Source organism: Siphonobacter curvatus (assembly GCF_002943425.1).
Taxonomy (GTDB): domain Bacteria; phylum Bacteroidota; class Bacteroidia; order Cytophagales; family Spirosomataceae; genus Siphonobacter; species Siphonobacter curvatus.
The window spans coordinates 273093-293380 of record NZ_PTRA01000002.1 but is presented as its reverse complement, the minus strand read 5'-3'; the positions used below and the strand labels follow the sequence as shown (position 1 = coordinate 293380).

Sequence of the window (20288 nt, the reverse complement as noted above, 5' to 3'; positions counted from 1 at the left end):
AGTAAACTTGAACCAGGCAGTACGTTAGCTTAGCTTCGTTTTGTAAAGAAGATACGATGCTATTTAATGCTCTAAAGTACTGAAAAACAATTGATATAATAAATATTTGATCTTTTTTGAAAGGTTTAAACGACTAATTTTTAACTTTCCACACCACATCTATCTGACCTATATGATTCTGTTTACCCTCCCTGTCGTTCTTGGCCTTAGTATTGAAGTCTATTTTATCGTATTTGTACTGGGTGTAGCCAATTATTTTTTTCTACAGTGGCTTTTTACGGCTGTAATTAAAGTAGATGAAAAGACCCGCCGAGAAGTTACCTGGATTCTGACCATTGCAAGCACGCCAATCCTTTACGTAGCCTTAGTCCTTTTATATTTCCAGGCGATGAGCTACACGCCAAACCTGGATTTTGAGGCTGAGCTTTGGGCGACCCAAACTCACAAACGGTTTCAAATGGCCGAGGATCTGATTGACAGAGAACTTTTATTAGGGAAAGATACGACTCAGGTCAAAGACATTTTGGGCGATCCAGACCGCTACGGACGATGCATCTGGAAAAAAAATTCAGTCAATACCTGGACCTATTCGATGGGATCGGGTGGCGGTTCCCTGAGTTTTTTGTACCATCAGTTATCTCTAAAGTTCGATCAGGGTAGAGTAGTTCGGGCCGAACACATTGAAATCGATGATTAAGTAAAAGCGGCTATGGATGACTCATACATCCATAGCCGCTTTCCTTTTATCCGCTTTTAATCTTTGGTCACTTCCTTCCGGTGCTCCCTGCCCCAGGCAATCATTTCCCCAATGATCTTTCCAAAGGTGCGACAGTACGTAGTGGGCTCGTATTCCACTAATACTGGCGTATCGTCGTAGACCGTTCGCTTCACTAATTTATTCATCTCCATTTCCTTCAGCTCTTTCGACAACATCCGGGTCGTAATGCCGGGAATACTTCGTTCGATTTCCCTAAATCGTCGATGCCCGTTACAAAGGGCATTAATGACGGGGATTCGCCACTTTCCACCGATAAAGAAAAGTGTGTCTTGCAGGGCTCGTAGCTCTTCGGCTTGATCTCGGTCCATGAGTTGATCCGTGTTACCTGGTATACTTCGTTATACTGGTTACAAAAGTATATCATATTCCCTATAGCTTTGGCAAAAATTCTTATAAAAACCATGAAAAGATTCAGCAATAAAATAGCCCTGGTAACCGGTGGCAATAGTGGAATCGGGTATGCAACAGCCCGCGAACTAGTCGATGAAGGAGCTACCGTCATCATCACAGGCCGCCGGAAAGAAGCCATCGAAAAGGCCGCTCAGGAAATCGGAGCCGTTCCTTTTGTAGCCGATCAGGCGAATGTAGAGGATACTAAAGCCCTATTAAAGCAAATCCAGCAAGCCTATGGCCCGCTGGACATTCTGTTTATCAATGCTGGAATCACGGGAGAGCTGCTGCCCATTGAGCAAATGACGGAAGCCAACTTTGATGCGGTGATGAACATCAACTTTCGCGGGGCTTATTTCACACTTAGCCAAAGTATCCCCTTGTTGAAGGACGGAGCTTCCGTGGTGATATTATCCTCTATGGTGGCTTCAACGTATCATCCCAATAGTTCAGTTTATCAAGCCAGTAAAGCAGCCCTGAATTCCATTGCCAAAACGGCAGCTAATGAACTCGCTCCCCGAAAAATTCGGGTTAATATGGTAAGTCCCGGTCCAACGCAGACAGAAGTTATGAAGAAAGCCGGACTCGACGAGGCTACTTTAGATGCCCTCTACCGTAACCTGACTGAGATGATTCCATTACGTAAAATCGGTACGCCTGAAGACGTGGCTCGGCTGGTTTGCTATTTATGTGAGGATTCGGCTTCGTTTATTACCGGGTCTGATTTCGTAATTGATGGCGGTATGACGCTGTAATCGCCAGAAGTTTCCGCTACAAACACCCTTCCTTGATCCGGCTTCGCTGCTGATCAAGGAAGGGTCATTTTTTAACCTGCTTCCTTTCTAGTAACGATAATGCCGGCCATACTCACGCTTTTAGCAGGCATCCGTACCTTTGCCGGGTAACCTCAACGATTGCCTATGAGATACTTGCTGTTTTTTTTCCTGCTGGTTCGGGTGGGTATGGGTCAAACACCTCCTTCCGGATGGTCGAGCCGTCAACAAGGTATTACGCTTGAGATGAGTCCTCCGAACCTGCCCACCAACCGGGTGTTTCTGTACTCCTTGTACCCACCGGAAGCTAGTACTAAATCCACACAAAGCTGGTTAAAGAATAAGGCGGAAACGGATCTTCCTACACTCGGTAAGCAGGTTCGACCCTTACAATACAATCATACCGGGCCCATTCAGAATTTTACGGGAGCGATTATGAATCAGGGCAAAGCTCAGGTGGTGGCGTACATGGCGGTGGAACAAGCCGGTCAGATTCACTGGGCACGTATCATTACCGATGCCGATCCTAAATTCTTCAAACCTTACCTGACTGAAGCAATCAAGCACTTTACAACGGTTAGCAACGTTTCTACTAGCACGACTGCGTCAAAGAAGAAACCCGAAAAAAGGGCCCGTTCCAAACGTCCGGAAACACCACTGACGGCACCGGGCAAGGGCCTTACGGCGGCTCAGATTCAGGGCATTTACATGCACTTGGAAACCGGTTTTGGAGTAGGTGGATTCGTTACGCAGAATTACGAAGCGTATTTGTTTCTGAAGGACGGTACTGTATACGAATACCCCGACGTGCCGCCTTACGACCTGGATGTACCGACTTCCCGACAGATTGAACCGAAACGATGGGGCCGCTGGAAGAAGCAGGGTTCCCAACTACGAATCCAGGAAAGTGATGGCAAAACCAGTACGTGGGATCACTGGCACGTGGCCGTAGCTGCTAAACCCGGCGAGAAACTCTCGGGTAGTTTCAAATCCATCAGCGGTGGCGGAAACGTAGCCTTTGGTGGTAGCTCCGTGGTGGTTTCCATGAAACGGATCACCTTTTCTCCCAATGGCCAATTTCGGCTGGAGTCTACCGGTGGCGGATCCGATGCGAATGTTTCTGCGTACAGTAACAAAGATTTGGCCGGTACCTATCAACTGGATCAACACGTCATTACCTTGAAATTTAACAATGGTCAGGTAGAACGTCGCTTCTTCTACTTTTATCCGGATTCCAAAGATACTTTTGGTATGGGGGGCAGCGTTTTTGTTCCGGTAGATTAGTAGTTAAATCAGCACGAAGGTCTGACGTACTGGCAATTATTACGTCAGACCCTCGTACTTTACTAAAAACGATATATGGTATCGGAATATTTCTACCAGTTTTATTCACCTACCTTAGTACTATCGACTAAGGACCAGGTCATTACACCGCCCCAAGCAGCCGCAGCAAGGGTACGACCATCCGGCGAAAAATGAACTCGCCGTGGCGTGGCATTCCCTAAGGGTAAGTCATAATCATGGTACGACTTCGTCTGAACATTCCAGACCCGTACTCCCCTGAATGTACCCGCGGCAATCCAGCGTCCATCGGGCGAAAAACTTACCCGTCGCGGGGTTTCGTTTTTTAATTTAGTTGGATAATCGGTAGCCTGTTGCGTAGCTAGGTCCCAGATACGCACCGCTCCCCAAACGCCGGCGGCAATGGATTTTCCATCCGGAGAATACGTAATTCCATGCGGGGTTTCATTGCTCAATTTTGCCTTTAACGTGGGTTGTGGCGATTTTGAACACGAGATTAGGCTAATAAAATAGAATACAGATAAGGCAAGGAATGGTTTCATAGCAGAGGATTTTATCAAACGGAGGAAAGCTAAGTATTGCCGTACACTTCCCCTATCCAAAGTACCGGCTCCTGCCGATAGGAACAACATTTTAACAAATTTTGAGAAATCGTCCCAAGCCGATTAGAACTCATCCTATTGCTTCAGTCGCTTCCAGTCACTGCTTAGGTGGAGATTAAAAGGCTTCAATGCCGTTCTGTCTGTAACGTATTGCCTCTACGTATGAATACCTCAAACCTACCCCACTCTACTCATCTTCCTGGTGCGGAGGAATGTCAGATCTTATTAGCATCCTTAGCTCAGACCTTTTGGGAAACCGATGTTCAGGGTAACGTGCTTGCGGACTCGCCCAGCTGGCGAGCGTATACGGGTCAAACATACAAAGAATGGTTACAGCTGGGCTGGACGGCCACCGTACACCCGGATGATCGGGTGGAAGCCCTGCGGCAATGGCAAGAAGCTTTGCCCCAGCAAAAACCGATAGATCTGGAATTTCGCCTGCAACGTCCCGAAGGAGGCTGGCGATGGACTAATATACGGGCCACCCCAATTCTCAACCCGGATGCGACCGTTAAAAAATGGCTGGGATTTACGATTGACCTTAGTTCTAAAAAACAGGCCGAGGAAAAACTTCTGGAGGTTCATCAAACGTACCAGTTACGGCTCGAACAACAGGTAAGTAAGCGAACCCAGGAGTTGGCTGAAAACCGGGAACTGCTCCAGGCCACCCTGGATAGTACGCTGGAAATGATTCAAGTATTTAAATCCGTGCGTAACGAAGCGGGAGAAATTATTGATTTTACCTGGGTGCTCAACAACAAGGCCAGTGAGCGACACTACGGCGATGTGATTGGTAAAAGTTTGCTGACTTTACAACCAGGGGTAGAGCGAATTGGCATCTTTGATACCTTCAAGTGGGTTTGCGAAACGGGAATACCGGATCAGTCCGAACGTCATTATGCGTACGAACAGTTTCACGGATGGTTCTATCAATCTACGGTTAAAGTGGATGACGGGGTAGCCACCACTACTACGGACATGACGGCCCGGAAAAAAGCGGAACTGGAATTGTCAACGACCAAAGAACATTTACAGACCATTCTCGACAGTTCCCTGTATATCATTCAGGCCTTTGAGGCCGTACGCGATCCGGATGGAAAAATTATTGATTTTGTCTGGGTCATGAATAATCAGTTGGCAATCCAGCAAAATGGTGAGGTAATTGGAAAAAGCCTGCTGGAAATAAGTCCCGGTGTACGCGAGACCGGTTTGTTTGAAAAATTTATTCAGGTAACCGAAACCGGTGTTTCCATCAACGATGAACAATACTATGATCGCGAACAGTTTAAGGACTGGTTTCATCTAACTTTGGTTAAAATGGGTGATGGTTTCGTCATGAATACCGATAACATTACCCAGCGAAAACAGGCGGAATTAGAAAATCTTCGGTTAAAAGATGAAATAGCTCAGCGGGCTGAATCGGCCTTACGCGTCAACGAAGAGCGATACCGAGTATTGATTCAGAACTTACCCGATTATGCGATTTTCCGTATTGACGCCAACGGTATCATCGTAGAATGGACGGAAGCAGCCCAGCAAGTACAAGGGTTTGTGACCGAAGAAGTACTGGGTCAGCCCATTGACCTGTTTTATACGCCGGAAGAGCGGGCCGCGGGCCATCTGCAACAGGAGCTGGAAGAAGCTAGCCAGATTGGGCATACCGAAAAAGAAACGCAGCGAATACGTAAAAATGGCGAACGTTTCTGGGTCAATGAAATCACCGTCGCCATTCGCAATGAGCAGGGCCAGTTACAGGGCTTTACTAAAATTAGTCGGGATATTACCTTGCGTAAGCAGGAAGAGGCGGTTCGCCAGCAACTTGAAACCCGCACCCGACTGGCCGTTGAAGCCGCTGAGATGGCCACCTGGGAATGGCACTTACCAACGGACCAAGTATACTGGAATGAACAGCATTATCACCTATTGGGCTTAGAGGTACGATCCGGAATTGAAGAGTCAGGATTGTTTCTAAGCCATATTCACCCCGAAGATCAGGAACCTATTACTTCCCAACTTAATCAAACCATCAAGCAACGAGTACCTTACGATGAGCAGTTTCGAATCGTACGGGAGGACGGACAGGTTCGTTGGATGAGTGGCTACGGCAAAGTTACGCCCGAACACGATGGGGTCCCGGTACAGCTGAGCGGCGTGATGTTCGACATTACCGACCGGAAAGCCGCCGAAGAGTCGCTTCGCGAAGCGGCTCGCCGAAAGGATGAATTTCTGGCTATGCTGGCCCACGAGTTACGTAACCCCATGTCTACCATCCGCAACGGACTTCAGGTGCTTTCCTTAACTACCACCACTGATTCCAACGCTCAGCGTATACTCGAAATGATGAATCGGCAAACGGATCATTTGGTACGGCTGGTCGATGATCTGCTGGATGTAAGCCGGATCAGTCAGGGCAAAATCGAATTGCGAAAGGAACGAGTGAATCTGATAGAGCTAGTGAAACAAGCCGTTGATGCGGCTAATCCGCTGTATCAATCCAAGCAACGTCACTTGCACGTGAGTCTTCCGGTCACGCCAATCTTTATGGAAGGCGATGACACCCGTTTAATCCAAATGGTAACCAACCTTTTAACCAATGGCGTACGGTATACGCTTGCCGAAGGGCAAGTATGGCTGAGTTTAGAACATCAAGGACAGCAAGCCATTCTTCAGGTACGGGATAATGGCATTGGACTCACGCGGGAGCAGCAAGCGTCCATTTTTGACTTGTTTGTACAGGTAGATCATTCGCTGGCCCGCTCACAAGGTGGATTAGGAGTGGGTTTGACCGTGGTTAAACGTTTAGTAGAAATGCACGGGGGTCGAATTGACGTTCAAAGCCCAGGTCTGGGTCAGGGTAGTACCTTTACGATTTATTTGCCTACCCTCGAAATACAACGGACTAAGGAAATCACCCCGCATACGCACGAAGCCGTCACGCAGTATCGAATTCTAATCGTCGATGATAATCCGGATGCCTGTTTGACCTTGCGTATGTACCTGGAATTGAAGGGATACGAAGTACACACGGAGAATAGCGGCCATGCTGGAATTAAAGCCGCTGAACGCGTTCGACCCGACGCCATTCTACTTGACATTGGTATGCCCGGTTTGGATGGGTATGAAACCTGTCGGCTCATTCGCCAACAATCCTGGGGTGAATCCATCCTGCTCATTGCCTTAACCGGATACGGCCAGTTCGAGGATAAACAGCGTACACTGGAAGCTGGTTTTGATGAGCATTTAGTCAAGCCAGTTAAACTTGAATTACTCATGCAACTAATGGAGGACTGGATGAAACGAAAACAGTCCTAATCGGTGTCAAAGAAGATTAGAATGGAGCTGTAGTTACCGGACGCGTAAGACGGTACAGCCTCCTTGTAAAAGGTTTTACGAAAATTATCCTTCACGCAGGAACTTCATTGATTCTTTTCTCCATCCCCTTATGAAAAGTCAAATCAACGAAGGAGGTCCCCAACCGCCATTAAGGTGCCTCAACCTGCGTAAAGAAGCAGAAGACGTACGAGTACTCTTCTGCTGTACAAGTACATAACAAAGATAACTAGCAGATTCTTAACACTTTTAGCAAAAAAGTAACCACTCTAAGACCCCTAAATTTAAGGCTACTACTCCCATAGGCTTTTATAATTAAAGTGTAAACGGGTACTTCGACTACCTTGCTACTAGCTTTTCAGCGGTTTATTCACCTACTCCGTCCAGTCTTTTAAGTACGGGAACTTGCGAATTACTAAAATCATCAACGTAACTGATCAGGATCAGCTCACCGCTAAAGCCTTAGCAGTTGTTTTGTCCCTTTCATTCTTCACCAGCACCGGACATTCCCGGTTTATCGTTTAACCTTGTCTACGAATGGCAGGATTGGTGAGAAGCCGTTCATCTTCGACACGTACGCATTGCCTATGAATAGTTCATCTCTTCCCGCAGCAACTCAATCTCTTTTCACGGAACTTTCGGTTGATCCGGAAAAAGGGCTTTCCCCGCAGGAAGCCCAGAAGCGGCGGGAAGCATACGGCCCTAATGCACTGGAAACCGCTAAGCAGGAAAGCCTCCTGACCTTACTCGTTCTCCAATTCAAAAGTCTTATTGTTTATATTCTGGCTGCCGCCGCTATTTTATCCTTTCTTTTGGGAGATACGTTGGAAGGGTACGCCATTGCGACCATTATTTTAATCAATGCAGGACTGGGCTTAACGTTAGAGTGGAATGCGGGAAAATCGATGCAAGCCCTTCGATCCTTGGGAGATACCAAAGCCAGGGTATGGCGATCGGGGAAAATGCACGAGATTCCATCGCAGGAAATTACCCGAGGTGACCTCCTACTGATAGAAGCTGGCGATGTCATCGCAGCCGATGCGATTCTTTTTGAAATGAACCAGCTGGAAGTTAACGAGTCCATGCTGACGGGAGAGTCGCTACCCGTAGCCAAAAGTCTACAACGCAACAGCGACGAGGAAAACCACCCACCCAATCGTCTGTATAAGGGGACCTTGGTTACGGCAGGCAATGGACGTGCCGTCGTAACGGGCATTGGAACCGAGACCGAATTAGGTAAAATTTCAAACTTAGTGGCCGAAGCCAAGCGAAACGCCACCCCGCTGGAAGCCAAATTGGACGTACTGGCTAAACGACTCATCTGGATTACTGCAGGTCTGGCAGTGGTTTACCTGATCGTTGGACTACTCTACCACCGCCAACCCTTAGAATTAATCGAAACGGCCGTAGCATTGGCCATTGCGGCAATTCCCGAGGGTATGTCGGTCGTGGCTACCATTGCTCTGGCTAACGGCATGTTACAACTCGCCCAAAAGAAAGTCATCGTCAAACGCTTATCTTCCGTAGAAACGCTGGGAAGTACGGGCGTGATTTTTACGGATAAAACTGGTACGCTAACGCAAAATCAGTTGACGGTTCATCAGCTACAGCTCGGCAACTCGATGGATACCTTCGGTAGCAGTGAAACGATCGATCTACCGGCCACGGATTTGTTGCGGATAAGTGTGCTTTGTAATAACGCCTCCGCCTCCGAGGATGAATCCATTGGTGATCCGTTAGAAATTGCTTTGCTCAACTTTGCCGAGCAACGGGGCCTATCCATAGAAGCATTACAAAAAACTTATCCCCGTCGGGCAGAGATACCCTTTAATTCCGATTCTCGGATCATGGCCACTTTACACCAGGTGAAACATTCTTTTTATGTAGTAGCCGTTAAAGGGGCATTGGAGGAAGTACTCAAGCGTAGTACCAACGTTTCCGAAACGGATAAATTAATCCAATTATCCGAATCGATGGCGGCCGAGGGATTACGAACGCTAGCCTTCGCGAAGAAAGAACTTTTTGAAAAACCAGCGAATGATTTTGCCGAAGCCGACCTTACTTACCTCGGCATGATTGGCTTTTTAGACCCAGCCCGAACGGAGGTTACCCCTACGCTGGAAGCCTGCAGAAGAGCGGGCATTAAAGTCATCATGGTTACGGGAGATCACCCTACGACGGCTCTCACCATCGCTACGCAGGTGGGATTACTCACCGCAAACGAAAAACGGGCTATTACGGGCAAAGAGCTAACTGACCTGTTTGCCAAAGCGGATAAAACCGAGCTTATGGATTGCCGGGTGTTTGCCCGCGTGAGTCCCCAACAGAAACTGGACCTTATCGAACTCTATCAGCATACCGGTGCCATCGTAGGCATGACGGGTGATGGGGTGAACGACGCTCCGGCTCTCAAAAAAGCCGATATTGGTATTGCAATGGGACTACGTGGTACGCAGGTGGCCGCCGAGACAGCCGAGATGGTCTTGCAGGATGACTCCTTCACCTCCATCGGAACGGCCATTGCTCAAGGACGGGTCATTTTTGAAAATATCCGCAAATTTGTACTGTACCTGCTGTCTTGTAATCTGAGTGAAATTTTTGTGGTTACCGTAGCGGGATTTTTAAATGTAGAAGCTCCCTTACTGCCCCTTCAAATTCTTTTTATTAACATTGTCACCGACGTTTTTCCTGCCTTGGCTCTGGGTGTAGGTAAAGACAATCGGGATGTCATGCAGCACCCGCCCCGGGACCCGCAAATGCCCTTACTCAGTTCAGGGGATTGGCGTGCCTTGCTAGTATATGCACTCGTGATGACGGCTTCCGTTTTGGGAGTATATTACGCGGGGATTTTTGGTTTTGATTTAAGTCCCCAGGAAGCCAATAACTTAGTCTTTTATACGCTGGCTTTCGCTCAATTGATGCACGTGTTCAATCTCCACTCAGAACGATCTTTCTTTGTCAACGAGATCACTCAGAATCGGTACGTTTGGGGAGCGATTGGCCTTTGTATGCTCCTCTTGATTGCTACCTACACGATTCCTTTTCTTCGGCAGGTCCTCCGTATTGAGCCCGTCCTCGGTACCGAGTTTTTACTGATTCTCGCGGGTGGTTTATTGCCTATACCCATCATTCAACTGATTCAACGACTGGGTATACTCCGCTAGAATAAATTTTACCTGAGGCGAAGCGTTCCGGTTAAATCCAATTAAAAAATTACATTGATGCGTATCAATACGTACGTATCAGCGTAGCTAGAATTTGCACCAGTCCAGTAGTGACCAATATTCCACTAACAATCAGTACTAAGACTGGGTAGGGTTTGAACCGATTTCTGAATTTCGATACTTTTCTTAACCGTTTCAGAGTAAGGGTACGGGCGATTGAAAAAGTGGTTGCATGGATGGGTATAGATCGAGCACTTTTTGTAGTATTCATGATTCTAGTCGATTGATCGATCAAGTAGTAAGAAAGTCATGCCTTACTCAAAATCAATCTGTATTTGTCTAGTAGTGAGATATTTAACTAATAACAAACTATCCTTAGCCTTTCAAAATGAAAAATTCATTTCCACTTTGAAAGGCTAAGGACAGAAAGGCATCCGGTCGGGGCTTCACGGATACAATTGTTTATTAATGAGCCCTTAGCCGTAGAAATGGAATAGAGCCTTTAGGTTGATAGTACTTCTTCACTAACTATACCAGTAACTCTAAAACCGGGTACAAAAGCCTGCTTTTACCCAGCGTAAACGACATGAAAAAACAAATCATCCTAAACGGTCACTCCATCAAAGATCTTCCTTCTTTTTACGAGGAAATCAACCGGGTTTTTATGGCCGATGAAGACTGGGAAATTGGTCCGAGTCTAGATGCTTTGGATGATTTACTGTATGGTGGTTTTGGGGTACTTAAAAATCAGGGAGAAATTCAATTAGTATGGAAGCACATTTCTCAGAGCCGAGAAGCCCTTGGGCACGAAACGACGAAAGCCTACTATGAAGCCAAATTACAGCCGGGTTCACCGTTTAATGTTCCCTTATTTCAAGAAAAACTAAGGGAACTGGAAAGTGGCTCGGGACCGACCTATTTCGATCTGATCCTGGAAATCATTGCCGAGCATCCTACGATTGAACTTATAGCCCTGGATTAATTCTTTGTACTCAACAATTCTGGGTTCTTTGTGATTGCAAGGCTTTGCGTATAACTAATAATGGAGAAGGAACTATCCGTAGACAGTCCTTTCTCCATTATTAGCAAACGCCTAGACTCACTTTACTCTTCGGGCTACGGCCTCAAAGTTAAATACCGAACCTTTCAATGTATCCGGGTCGACTTTCGTCAAACTCAAGGCCAGCTCTCCGGCTTGGGAGGTATCGAAGTACAAGGTCAGCGTATCCCCATTTTCCTCAACTTTTGTGAGTGGCATTTTGGGTTTATCCGGATCCGTAGGGTCCGAAAGTTCGCCCGTCAGTTTCCCGTCTTTCCGTACCAAGTCCGTTACCAGTTTCGCGTCGCCGTTGGGTGTTCCAGCGATGACGATTTCCCATTTCCCAGCAAAGAAATCGCCCGGTGCCGTAGTCTGAGCCCCGCTACCGAAGGCCATGCTCATCAGTATCAGGAATAAAAACATACTCGCTTTCCTCATTGCTATACGCGTTTAGATGGTTATGACATGCAACACATTGGAAACCCTAGAACTGTCCTGCTTTCATCTTATTCAGTACCCGTACCCATCAGAAACTCCGTACCCATCACCACCATCAAACTACCCGTGGCATTACTGGGACTGACAAATACCAGATACACATCCTGTGGTTTGGTTTCCGTAGCCATCGGACCTTTCAAAGGAATGGTCAAGGCTTTGGGTTGAAAATCGAGTTTGTCGGAAGGCTCCAACATTGCCGACTCTCCCAGTAAGGGACCCGTGGGACTATTCAGGCGAAGCTGTACTTTTCCACCCAGAGCATTAAGCTGTGGTTTCGGAGCTACCGCCAAAACCCGGACTCCTGATACGCCATTCAGATGCACCTGTTTAAGGGCCATGTAGGCACCGGATTTAGCGGGAATGGCCAGGTTATTTCCACCATAAGCCATTTTATTGACATTGTCGTAATCGTCGAAATTGTGTACATCCACCTTGGCATTTCTGAGTATGTAGCTTTGTTCAGAGCGTAAGGCAGGCAATCCTTTGGCTCCTTTATCTTCGTAGGAAGCCCGGACGATGTAAACCCCTTTTCCTTTATCTCCCGTGGGCAAATTCGCCGTATAACTTCCCTTCAGCGGTAGCGTCTTCGCTCCGGCCGTCTGATCGGATACACTCAGAATATATTTCACCATTTCGGCCGCATCGGAGGTAGACAGTTGCGGGTGGGCCGCCATTGCGGTTTCACCCCAGACACCGCCACCGCCAGCAATCACTTTCTTCGTCAGCCGCTCTACCGCCGAAGGGTCACCTTTGTATTTTTTGGCTACATCCAGATAAGCGGGTCCGATGGACTTTTTGTTTACACTATGGCAGGCCTTGCAATCACTCGATTCGATGAGCTTTTTACCCGTCGCCAGCAAAGCCCCCGCGTCCGCCGAGCGGTGCCCCTGAGCAATGGCAACTTTGTCATAGCCTTCAGCCAGGTAATCAATGTTTACGGCTACTCGCTCCGGGTTGATGCCTTTGCCTAACGTTCCATCTTCCTTGTCGCTAACCTTCACCTGGTACTGGATAGGCTGGTTAGGCGTAAAAAAGGACTTTTGGGGTAACTCAACCGTGAGTACGGGAGCTTCATTGCCTACGGTGATGTCCAGCGACTGCGAGGCGACACCACCCTTCCCATCATTTACCGTCAGCGTAGCTTTGTAAAGGCCCGTTTGAGCCAAGGTCAGAGCCGCTTCGGGTTGCGTAATGGTTTTACTGAAACCATTTTTAGAAGTGATCTTCCAGGCGTATTTGAGTTCATCACCATCTGCATCCGTAGTGCCTTTGGCGGTGAGTTTTACAGCCAGGGGAGCAGCTCCGCCCAGCTTGTTGGCTGCGACTTGTACCTGTGGCTTACGGTTGCCGCCGTTAAATTCAATCCGAATCAGACGGGCGTCGTCGTTCGCCGTAAACCAGCCGGAACCGTATTCTAGCATGTACAAATCCCCATTGTCAGCGAATTCCATATCCATGGGATTACTGAATTTGTAGCTAGGCATAAAGCGATCCATTGAAACATAATTGCCTACTGAATCCATGGTTACGGCCATAATCCAACCTCGCATCCAATCATAAACGAACAGTTTTTTGTCGTAATAACTAGGAAAGGCCCGCTCTGCTTTCGCAAAATCTTCGGTGTAGAAGACGGGTCCCGCCATGGCGTTTCGGCCACCCGCTCCCACCAGTGGAAACTCTGAAGAGGCCTCATACGGGTACCAGATAAATGCCTTCTGAGCGGGTGGTAAGACCTTCAGTCCCGTATTATTCGGGGAGTTATTCGTCGGTGCACTGACCTGCCATTTTTCACCGGATTTACTGGCGGCGAAGTCATACTTCGTATAGGCTTTATTATCGCCCACAAAATGCGGCCAGCCGAAGTTTCCGGCTTTACGAGCCTGCCCTACTTCATCGTGGCCCGCCGGACCGCGACTGGAATCCGCCTTGGCGGCATCGGGACCTACTTCGCCCCAGTACAGGAAGCCCGTTTTTTGATCGACCGAAATTCGGAAAGGGTTGCGGTGGCCCATGGTGTAAATCTCGGGTCGGGTCTGAGCGGATCCTTTCGCAAACAGATTTCCTTCAGGAATGGTGTAGCTACCATCCGCCTGCGGTTTGATCCTTAGAATCTTACCCCGCAAATCGTTGGTATTCGCTGATGACTTCTGGGCATCCCAGGCCGAACGACCTTCCCGCTCATCGCTGGGACTAAATCCGTTCGAGCCGTGCGGGTTGGTGTTATCGCCCGTTGACAGGTACAAATTGCCTACCTTATCCCAGGCAATGGAGCCGCCCGTGTGGCAGCATTCCTCCCGCTGGGTGGGAATTTCCAACAGGATCTTTTTAGAATCCATTACCAGTTCATCACTTTTCAGCTCAAAGCGACTCAGTACATTTTTCGATTCGCTGGGATCCGAATAGTACAGATAAATCCAGTGATTTTGAGCAAAATTGGGATCTTTACTCAAGCCCAGCAGACCATCTTCACCCATCGATTCCTTGCCTTCTTTGCTTACGTACTTAATGCTTACGGGCAGTTTGGCAATAGTTTTCAGTTCCTTGGTTTTGGTATTGTACAGCCGTACTTCGCCCTTACGTTGGATAAAGAGTACCCGACCATCGCCCAGTATGCTCAGTTCCATCGGCTCGTCAAGCTTCTCTTCCAAGATCACTTTGGTGAAGCGATTTTCTTCGGGCCGGGCCTTCGAAAAGTCCAGGGACCGAGGTGTATCGCCACCCGCCGTGTACTGAATACCCGCCCAGAGGTGATTCAGAAACAAAGGTTCCGAAAAGGTTTCATCGGTATGACCCATGGCGGTATAAAAGGCCCGGCCGCCGTCGAAGGGCTGGTACCAGCTCATGGGGTGGAAATCGGGATTCTTGCCGCCGATGTAACTCTTTTCATCAATCTTGAGGACGACATTGATCTGGGGTGAAATATTCTTGAAGCTGTAAAATTCGTCCGTACGCTCGAATTCATCTGGCATGCCCCGGGTGGCCCAGTGGTTTTTCAGGGTTACGATGAACTTGCCTTTCTGCACATTACTCGGCGTCATGGGGTGATCCAGAAAATATGCCCCCGCCAATCGACCGTACCAGGGCCATTCGTACTCAGTATCCGTAGCCGCGTGAACGCCCACCCAGCCGCCACCCGCTTGAATGTAGCGTTCAAAGGCCATTTGCTGTTGCTCGTTCAGTACGTCACCCGTCGTATTTAGAAAAACTACCGTGCTGTACTTCTTCAGGTTGGATTCGGTAAATTGACTGGCATCCTCCGTGAAAGCAACCGCAAAACCTTTCTCGCCGGCCAGTTTGGTCAAAGCCGTTTTTCCAGCGTCAATGGACGCGTGACGAAATCCGGCCGTTTTGCTAAAAACGAGAACGTCGAAGGTCGGTTTCTGAGCGAAAGCGGCTTGTTGGAGGAGATAGAATCCCAGCCACAGCGAGGTAATTCGAAGAAGTATAGTTTGCATAGGGTAAGTAATCGAGTGCTTGAATGCAGCAAAGCTAGAGAAATACTTTTATTGTCTAATTTTTAGACAATAAATTTTACACAATTATTTATCTGGTTAATACAAATTCGTAACTCTATAGCCAGATTAAGTTATTCCACTGATTCCCTGTAGTTTACACGCTATCTTTTCGCTCTAGGCGAAGCCGTATCACTTACACTACGTTTGCATTTACCAAGACTGTTTTTGATTTGTAGTTTTAGCTATTTCAGGAAAATCAGGGATTGAAGCTATTTTTAGGCCTTTCTTCTAAACTTCCCTTTATACTATTCTCCTATGCAACCGTTACGTGAGCAAGATTATATTCAACAACTCTCTATCGATTGCGTCATTTTTGGGTATGAAGCGGGTGAGCTTAAAGTGTTGGTACCTAAAATGGATTTTCGGGGAGACTTCTGGGCTTTACCCGGAGGTTATATCTTACAGAAAGAAAGTATTGATGAAGCCGCGTACCGGATTCTCAAGTTCAGAACCGGCATCAGCGACATCTTTCTGGAACAATTTTGGGTTTTCGGGAATCAATCGAGAAGCAGTCAGGATTTTATTGACCGCTTGCTAGCCCTGAATACGGACAAACTTGAGCACCCTGATCTCCGGGACTACGCCTGGTTAAGCCGACGTTTTGTATCGATTGGTTATTACGCTCTGGTTGACATGCATCAGGTAAAACCGCAAATTAGTGAACTGGATGCGTCGATTGAATGGATGAATGTCAGGGAGTTACCTCCGTTGATTATGGACCATAACGCCATCGTAGCCAAAGCCCTGGAAACGTTGCGTACCAATCTGGATCAGAAATTGATTGGGTTTAACCTGTTGCCGGAAACCTTTACCATGAAGGAAGTACAGCAGCTTTACGAAGCCATCTTTGATAAACCATTGGCTCGTAACAATTTTCAGAAAAAGATGCTGGATCTTCAGGTACTCGAACGTCTGGAAAAGAAATTCACGGGTGCCGCTAATAAAGCTCCGTATCTCTATCGGCTCGTTCGGTGACCTGGCAAGCGTAGCCTAAAATATATGCCTCTTTTCCATTGCGAAGCATTGCTTTACCGTAGACTTTGTTTTCTGGAATCCTACTGACCCGCTGGCTATCGCACGGTTAAGAAACTAAACCGACCCGTATTCGTTATTCCATCGATTCCAGATCTCGTCAAGCCTCTCCGTAATTCAACAATGGATTAGAGCGAAGGAAACGATCGGTTCATCTTCAAAAATCAAGCATTATGGATTTGCAATTAGCAGGAAAAACAGCGTTTGTGAGTGGTTCAACGGCGGGCATCGGTTATGCCATTGCCCTTGGTCTGGCTAAGGAAGGAGTTACGGTCATTCTAAACGGTCGTACTTCCGAGAACGTAGCCGCTGCTGTGCAGCAGTTACAATCCGAAGTTCCGAATGCCCAAGTCAGCGGTTTTCCCGCCGATTTTGCTCAGGCGGCCGACGTGGAGGCTTTGCTGGCCAATCTGCCTTCCGTAGATATACTGGTTAATAACATTGGCGTGTTTGAGCCCAAAGCATTTACGGAGATCCCCGACGAAGACTGGTTCCGCTTTTTTGAAATTAACGTCATGAGCGGCATCCGACTTTCGCGTCACTTTTTCCCGAAAATGCTGGAGAAAAACTGGGGACGTATTCTCTTTATTTCCAGCGAATCGGCCGTATTCATTCCCAGTGAAATGATTCACTACGGCATGACCAAAACCGCTCAGCTGGCTGTCGCCCGGGGACTGGCCGAACTTACCAAAGGCACGGGGGTGACCGTGAATACCGTTTTGCCCGGTCCGACCAAGTCCCGCGGTGTGGGTGAATTTATTGCTAATCTGGCCAAACAGGAGAATAAAACAGAGGAAGAAATGGAAAAGGTATTTTTTCAGGATTTCCGTCCTACCTCGCTGATTCAACGTTTTGCTAGTCCGGATGAAATTGCTCACATGGTTACGTATCTCTCCAGCCCCTTAGCTTCGGCTACGAACGGGGCTACCTTACGCGTAGAAGGAGGATTATTGAAAAGTGCTTTCTAGCTTTTTATAATCTGAACTAGTAATCCTTAATACACGATTACTAGTTCAGATTAATTTAAAACGTATAGGTATATTTGTTTTAAATTCTTTTCATTATTATTACCTATTCTTCTGTAAATCAACACATTAATTCATTCGTATTTTTTTGTTTTATACCATACCTTCTCTTTCAAATTTAGTCCGTCCCTTTTTCTTGAACTGGTAGTAAATATAGCCTACCCGAACGTTAAGAAGCGTAGGTTTTAATGTTCAAAAAAGCAATGAATAGCTTTCCCCGGTAAGTTTTTATCTAGTTTGATAACATTTATCGTACACTATAGGTTTTCCAATAAGTTTACCCCACTACTTGGATTAATTGTACGATGGCTATCCCTCCTGTATCACCCGAGGAAAACAATCGAATCACTGCCTTGGAAAGCTATTATATTCTCGACTCCTTACCCGAAGAGGATTACGAGGATATTACCCAGTTGGCTTCTGATATCTGCGAAACGCCCATTGCGTTGATTAGTCTGGTTGATAAAGACCGCCAGTGGTTTAAATCCCATCATGGTCTTGACCTGCAGGAGACTTCGCTCGAGCATTCTTTTTGCGTACACAACCTCGTCAGCCCGCAAAAGCCGCTGGTGGTGGAGGATGCCCGGTTGGACGTTCGGTTCGCCAATAATGCCTTTGTTACGGGTTTCCCCAATATCGTTTTTTACGCCGGATCACCTCTGGTCGATCCCAACGGCTATGTACTCGGATCGCTTTGCGTAATTGATCATCAACCGAAACAGCTCACTGAAAAACAATTATCCGCTCTTAAAATTCTGGCCAAACAGGTCATTAAACTCCTGGAATTACGCAAACAGAATCAGGCTCTGAAGGAAAGCGAAGAACGGTATCGACTCGAAAACATTGCCCTTATAACCAACCGTAAGCGATTTGAAACGGTTCTGAAACACGCCCCCATTGGCTTGGGATTACTACGTGGCGATGAACACGTGTTTGAGTTGGTTAACGACCGTATTGCGGACATGGCTGGCCGCCGGGCTGAGGATATTCAGGGAAAATCTTTACTGGAGGCTTTACCCGAATTAAGTCGTCAGGGCCTTAAGGAGATTTTTGACTCCGTCCGTAACACTGGGCAGCGATTCGTAGCTCCCGATATTCCACTCCAAATCCAGCGAAACAATCAGCTGGAAACGGCTCATTTCTACGCCAGTTTTGAGCCCGTTCAGGAGCCTGACGGCACGGTAAGTATCGTGGACTTCAGTATGGAAATTACCGAGCAGCTTAAAGCCCAGCGGGATTTACAAGAGAGTGAATCCCGTTTCCGGGCCATTTTTGAGCAGGCTCCCATGGCGATGGGCCAATTGAAAGGCCGGGACTTGGTGATTGAATTAGGCAATCCCCAACTTTTTGAAGTCTGGGGAAAAGATCCGTCCATTAGGGGAATGCGGCTCATCGATGCCTTACCAGAGATGCAAGGCCAGCCCTTTATTAACATTCTGGAAGGAGTGTTTGATAGCGGAGAACCCTTTTACGGGAATGGCGTCTTAGCACAGCTGTTCCGAAACGGTCGCTTGGAGGATTTGTACTTCGATTTCAGTTATACGCCACTTCGCTCCGCCGATGGCGAAGTAACTGGAATTATGATTATGGCTGTCGAGGTTACAGAGCAAGTATTATCCCGGCAAAAACTCGAAAAAAGTGAAGCTCGATTCCGGGGTTTGATTAAAGAAGCTCCTTTCGCTATTGGAGTCTACGAAACCAATGATCTGATCATTTCCATTGCCAATGATGCAATGCTTCAATTCTGGGGTAGAACACCAGAGGTCATTGGCCAGAAGTTAGCCGAAGCTCTGCCTGAGCTGGAAGGACAACCTTTTATTCCGCTCTTGCACGAGATCCTTCGCACAGGTCAAACGTACCGGGCCACGGAAGAACACGCTGACCTTTTAACGAATGGCCGCTTGCAGCGATACTGGTTTAACTATGTCTATCAGCCCATTTTTGACAGTGAGGGTAAGGTATTTGCGATCCTGAATTCAGCGGTGAATGTTACCGATAAATACTTGGCTCGGCAGGAGCTTCAACAGAGCGAACAGCGGTACCGCGATTTAGCAGCCGAATTGGATCAGCATGTACAGGAACGCACGCAGGAATTGTTACAAACCAATCAGGAGTTGCAGCGATCAAACGAAAACCTGCAGCAGTTCGCTTATGTCGCAAGTCATGACTTACAGGAGCCTTTACGCAAAATACAAACGTTCAGTACCCTGCTTTCCAAACGCTTCGCAGGTCAACTAGATGAACAAGCCTACAACTTACTTGAACGCATTAATACCGCCGGTTACCGGATGTCCTCGCTGGTCAGCGACCTGCTGACGTACTCCCGCTTTGCGACGCGACAACAAAGTTTTGATGAGGTTTCGCTGGAGGCGGTTTTAGCAGGCGTTCTGGATGCCCTTTCGCTGACGATACGCGAACGCAAAGCCCGTATTCAGACGAACGCTTTGGCCTCTGTGAAAGGCGATGCGGTACAGTTACACCAGTTATTTCAAAACTTAATATCGAATGCCATCAAGTTTACTCCACCTGAAAAACAGCCTGAGATACAAATTCAGTATGAGCTGATCAGACGTAATGAACTACCCCCCGAAAGTAAACTGACCGGACCAGTCTTTCACCGCATCAGTGTATCCGATCAAGGCGTAGGGTTTGATGAACAATACCTTGACCGTATTTTTATGGTTTTTCAACGTTTGCACAACAAGAATGAATTTCCGGGTACGGGCATTGGATTGTCCATCTGTCAGCAAGTAGTGGAAAACCACGGGGGATGGATTACGGCCAAAAGCCAGCCCGACGAAGGAACTACCTTCTTGGTGTATCTTCCTGCCTAAGCGTAT

Annotated in this window: 13 protein-coding genes; 9 read left to right on the top strand and 4 right to left on the bottom strand. The window is 47.4% G+C overall.

Going from position 1 to position 20288, the window contains the following annotated elements; all coding sequences use genetic code 11:
• Nucleotides 1-172: 172 nt before the first annotated feature.
• The gene (locus C5O19_RS16400; RefSeq protein ID WP_104714484.1) at nucleotides 173-697 is read left to right on the top strand and encodes a hypothetical protein; all 525 of its coding nucleotides are present in this window, start codon (nucleotides 173-175) and stop codon (nucleotides 695-697) included.
• Nucleotides 698-753: 56 nt separating this feature from the next.
• On the opposite strand, the gene C5O19_RS16395 is transcribed toward C5O19_RS16400, so the two are convergent.
• Nucleotides 754-1086, bottom strand: coding sequence for a winged helix-turn-helix transcriptional regulator (locus C5O19_RS16395; protein ID WP_104714483.1), 333 nt, complete (start codon nucleotides 1084-1086; stop codon nucleotides 754-756).
• Nucleotides 1087-1179: 93 nt separating this feature from the next.
• Between C5O19_RS16395 and C5O19_RS16390 the strand changes: the two genes are divergently transcribed.
• Both C5O19_RS16390 and C5O19_RS16385 read left to right on the top strand, forming a co-directional pair.
• Complete coding sequence (locus tag C5O19_RS16390; RefSeq protein WP_104714482.1) at nucleotides 1180-1923, top strand: glucose 1-dehydrogenase; 744 nt, start codon at nucleotides 1180-1182, stop codon at nucleotides 1921-1923.
• 165 nt (nucleotides 1924-2088) lie between these two features.
• Nucleotides 2089-3225: a hypothetical protein gene (locus C5O19_RS16385; protein WP_104714481.1), complete on the top strand. Its 1137-nt coding sequence runs from the start codon at nucleotides 2089-2091 to the stop codon at nucleotides 3223-3225.
• A 101-nt stretch (nucleotides 3226-3326) separates the two neighbouring features.
• Here C5O19_RS16385 and C5O19_RS16380 read toward each other — a convergent pair whose 3' ends face one another.
• Nucleotides 3327-3698 carry a WD40 repeat domain-containing protein gene (locus C5O19_RS16380; protein WP_104714480.1) on the bottom strand — a complete coding sequence of 124 codons (372 nt, stop codon included), beginning with the start codon at nucleotides 3696-3698 and terminating at the stop codon, nucleotides 3327-3329.
• A gap of 309 nt (nucleotides 3699-4007) precedes the next feature.
• Between C5O19_RS16380 and C5O19_RS16375 the strand changes: the two genes are divergently transcribed.
• The 3 genes from C5O19_RS16375 to C5O19_RS16365 all read left to right on the top strand — a co-directional run bounded on the left by C5O19_RS16375 (nucleotide 4008) and on the right by C5O19_RS16365 (nucleotide 11321).
• The gene (locus C5O19_RS16375) at nucleotides 4008-7157 is read left to right on the top strand and encodes a PAS domain-containing hybrid sensor histidine kinase/response regulator (protein ID WP_104714479.1); all 3150 of its coding nucleotides are present in this window, start codon (nucleotides 4008-4010) and stop codon (nucleotides 7155-7157) included.
• A gap of 605 nt (nucleotides 7158-7762) precedes the next feature.
• The gene (locus C5O19_RS16370) at nucleotides 7763-10339 is read left to right on the top strand and encodes a cation-translocating P-type ATPase (protein WP_104714478.1); all 2577 of its coding nucleotides are present in this window, start codon (nucleotides 7763-7765) and stop codon (nucleotides 10337-10339) included.
• Nucleotides 10340-10925: 586 nt separating this feature from the next.
• Nucleotides 10926-11321 (top strand): barstar family protein, encoded by a 396-nt coding sequence (locus tag C5O19_RS16365; protein WP_104714477.1) that lies wholly within the window; start codon nucleotides 10926-10928, stop codon nucleotides 11319-11321.
• Between the two features lie 117 nt (nucleotides 11322-11438).
• Here the strand turns inward: C5O19_RS16365 and C5O19_RS16360 are convergent, their stop codons facing one another.
• The gene (locus C5O19_RS16360; protein WP_104714476.1) at nucleotides 11439-11816 is read right to left on the bottom strand and encodes a hypothetical protein; all 378 of its coding nucleotides are present in this window, start codon (nucleotides 11814-11816) and stop codon (nucleotides 11439-11441) included.
• 68 nt (nucleotides 11817-11884) lie between these two features.
• Entirely contained in the window at nucleotides 11885-15331 is a 3447-nt protein-coding gene (locus tag C5O19_RS16355) for a ThuA domain-containing protein (protein WP_104714475.1), read from the bottom strand.
• Between the two features lie 315 nt (nucleotides 15332-15646).
• Here C5O19_RS16355 and C5O19_RS16350 point away from each other — a divergent pair, with 315 nt between their 5' ends.
• From C5O19_RS16350 to C5O19_RS16340, 3 genes are all read left to right on the top strand, one after another.
• Nucleotides 15647-16366, top strand: coding sequence for an NUDIX hydrolase (locus C5O19_RS16350; protein WP_104714474.1), 720 nt, complete (start codon nucleotides 15647-15649; stop codon nucleotides 16364-16366).
• Nucleotides 16367-16596: 230 nt separating this feature from the next.
• Nucleotides 16597-17391, top strand: a complete 795-nt coding sequence (locus tag C5O19_RS16345; RefSeq protein WP_104714473.1) for an SDR family NAD(P)-dependent oxidoreductase — start codon at nucleotides 16597-16599, stop codon at nucleotides 17389-17391.
• 362 nt (nucleotides 17392-17753) lie between these two features.
• Nucleotides 17754-20282, top strand: coding sequence for a PAS domain-containing protein (locus tag C5O19_RS16340; RefSeq protein ID WP_104714472.1), 2529 nt, complete (start codon nucleotides 17754-17756; stop codon nucleotides 20280-20282).
• The last annotated feature ends 6 nt before the right edge of the window (nucleotides 20283-20288 follow it).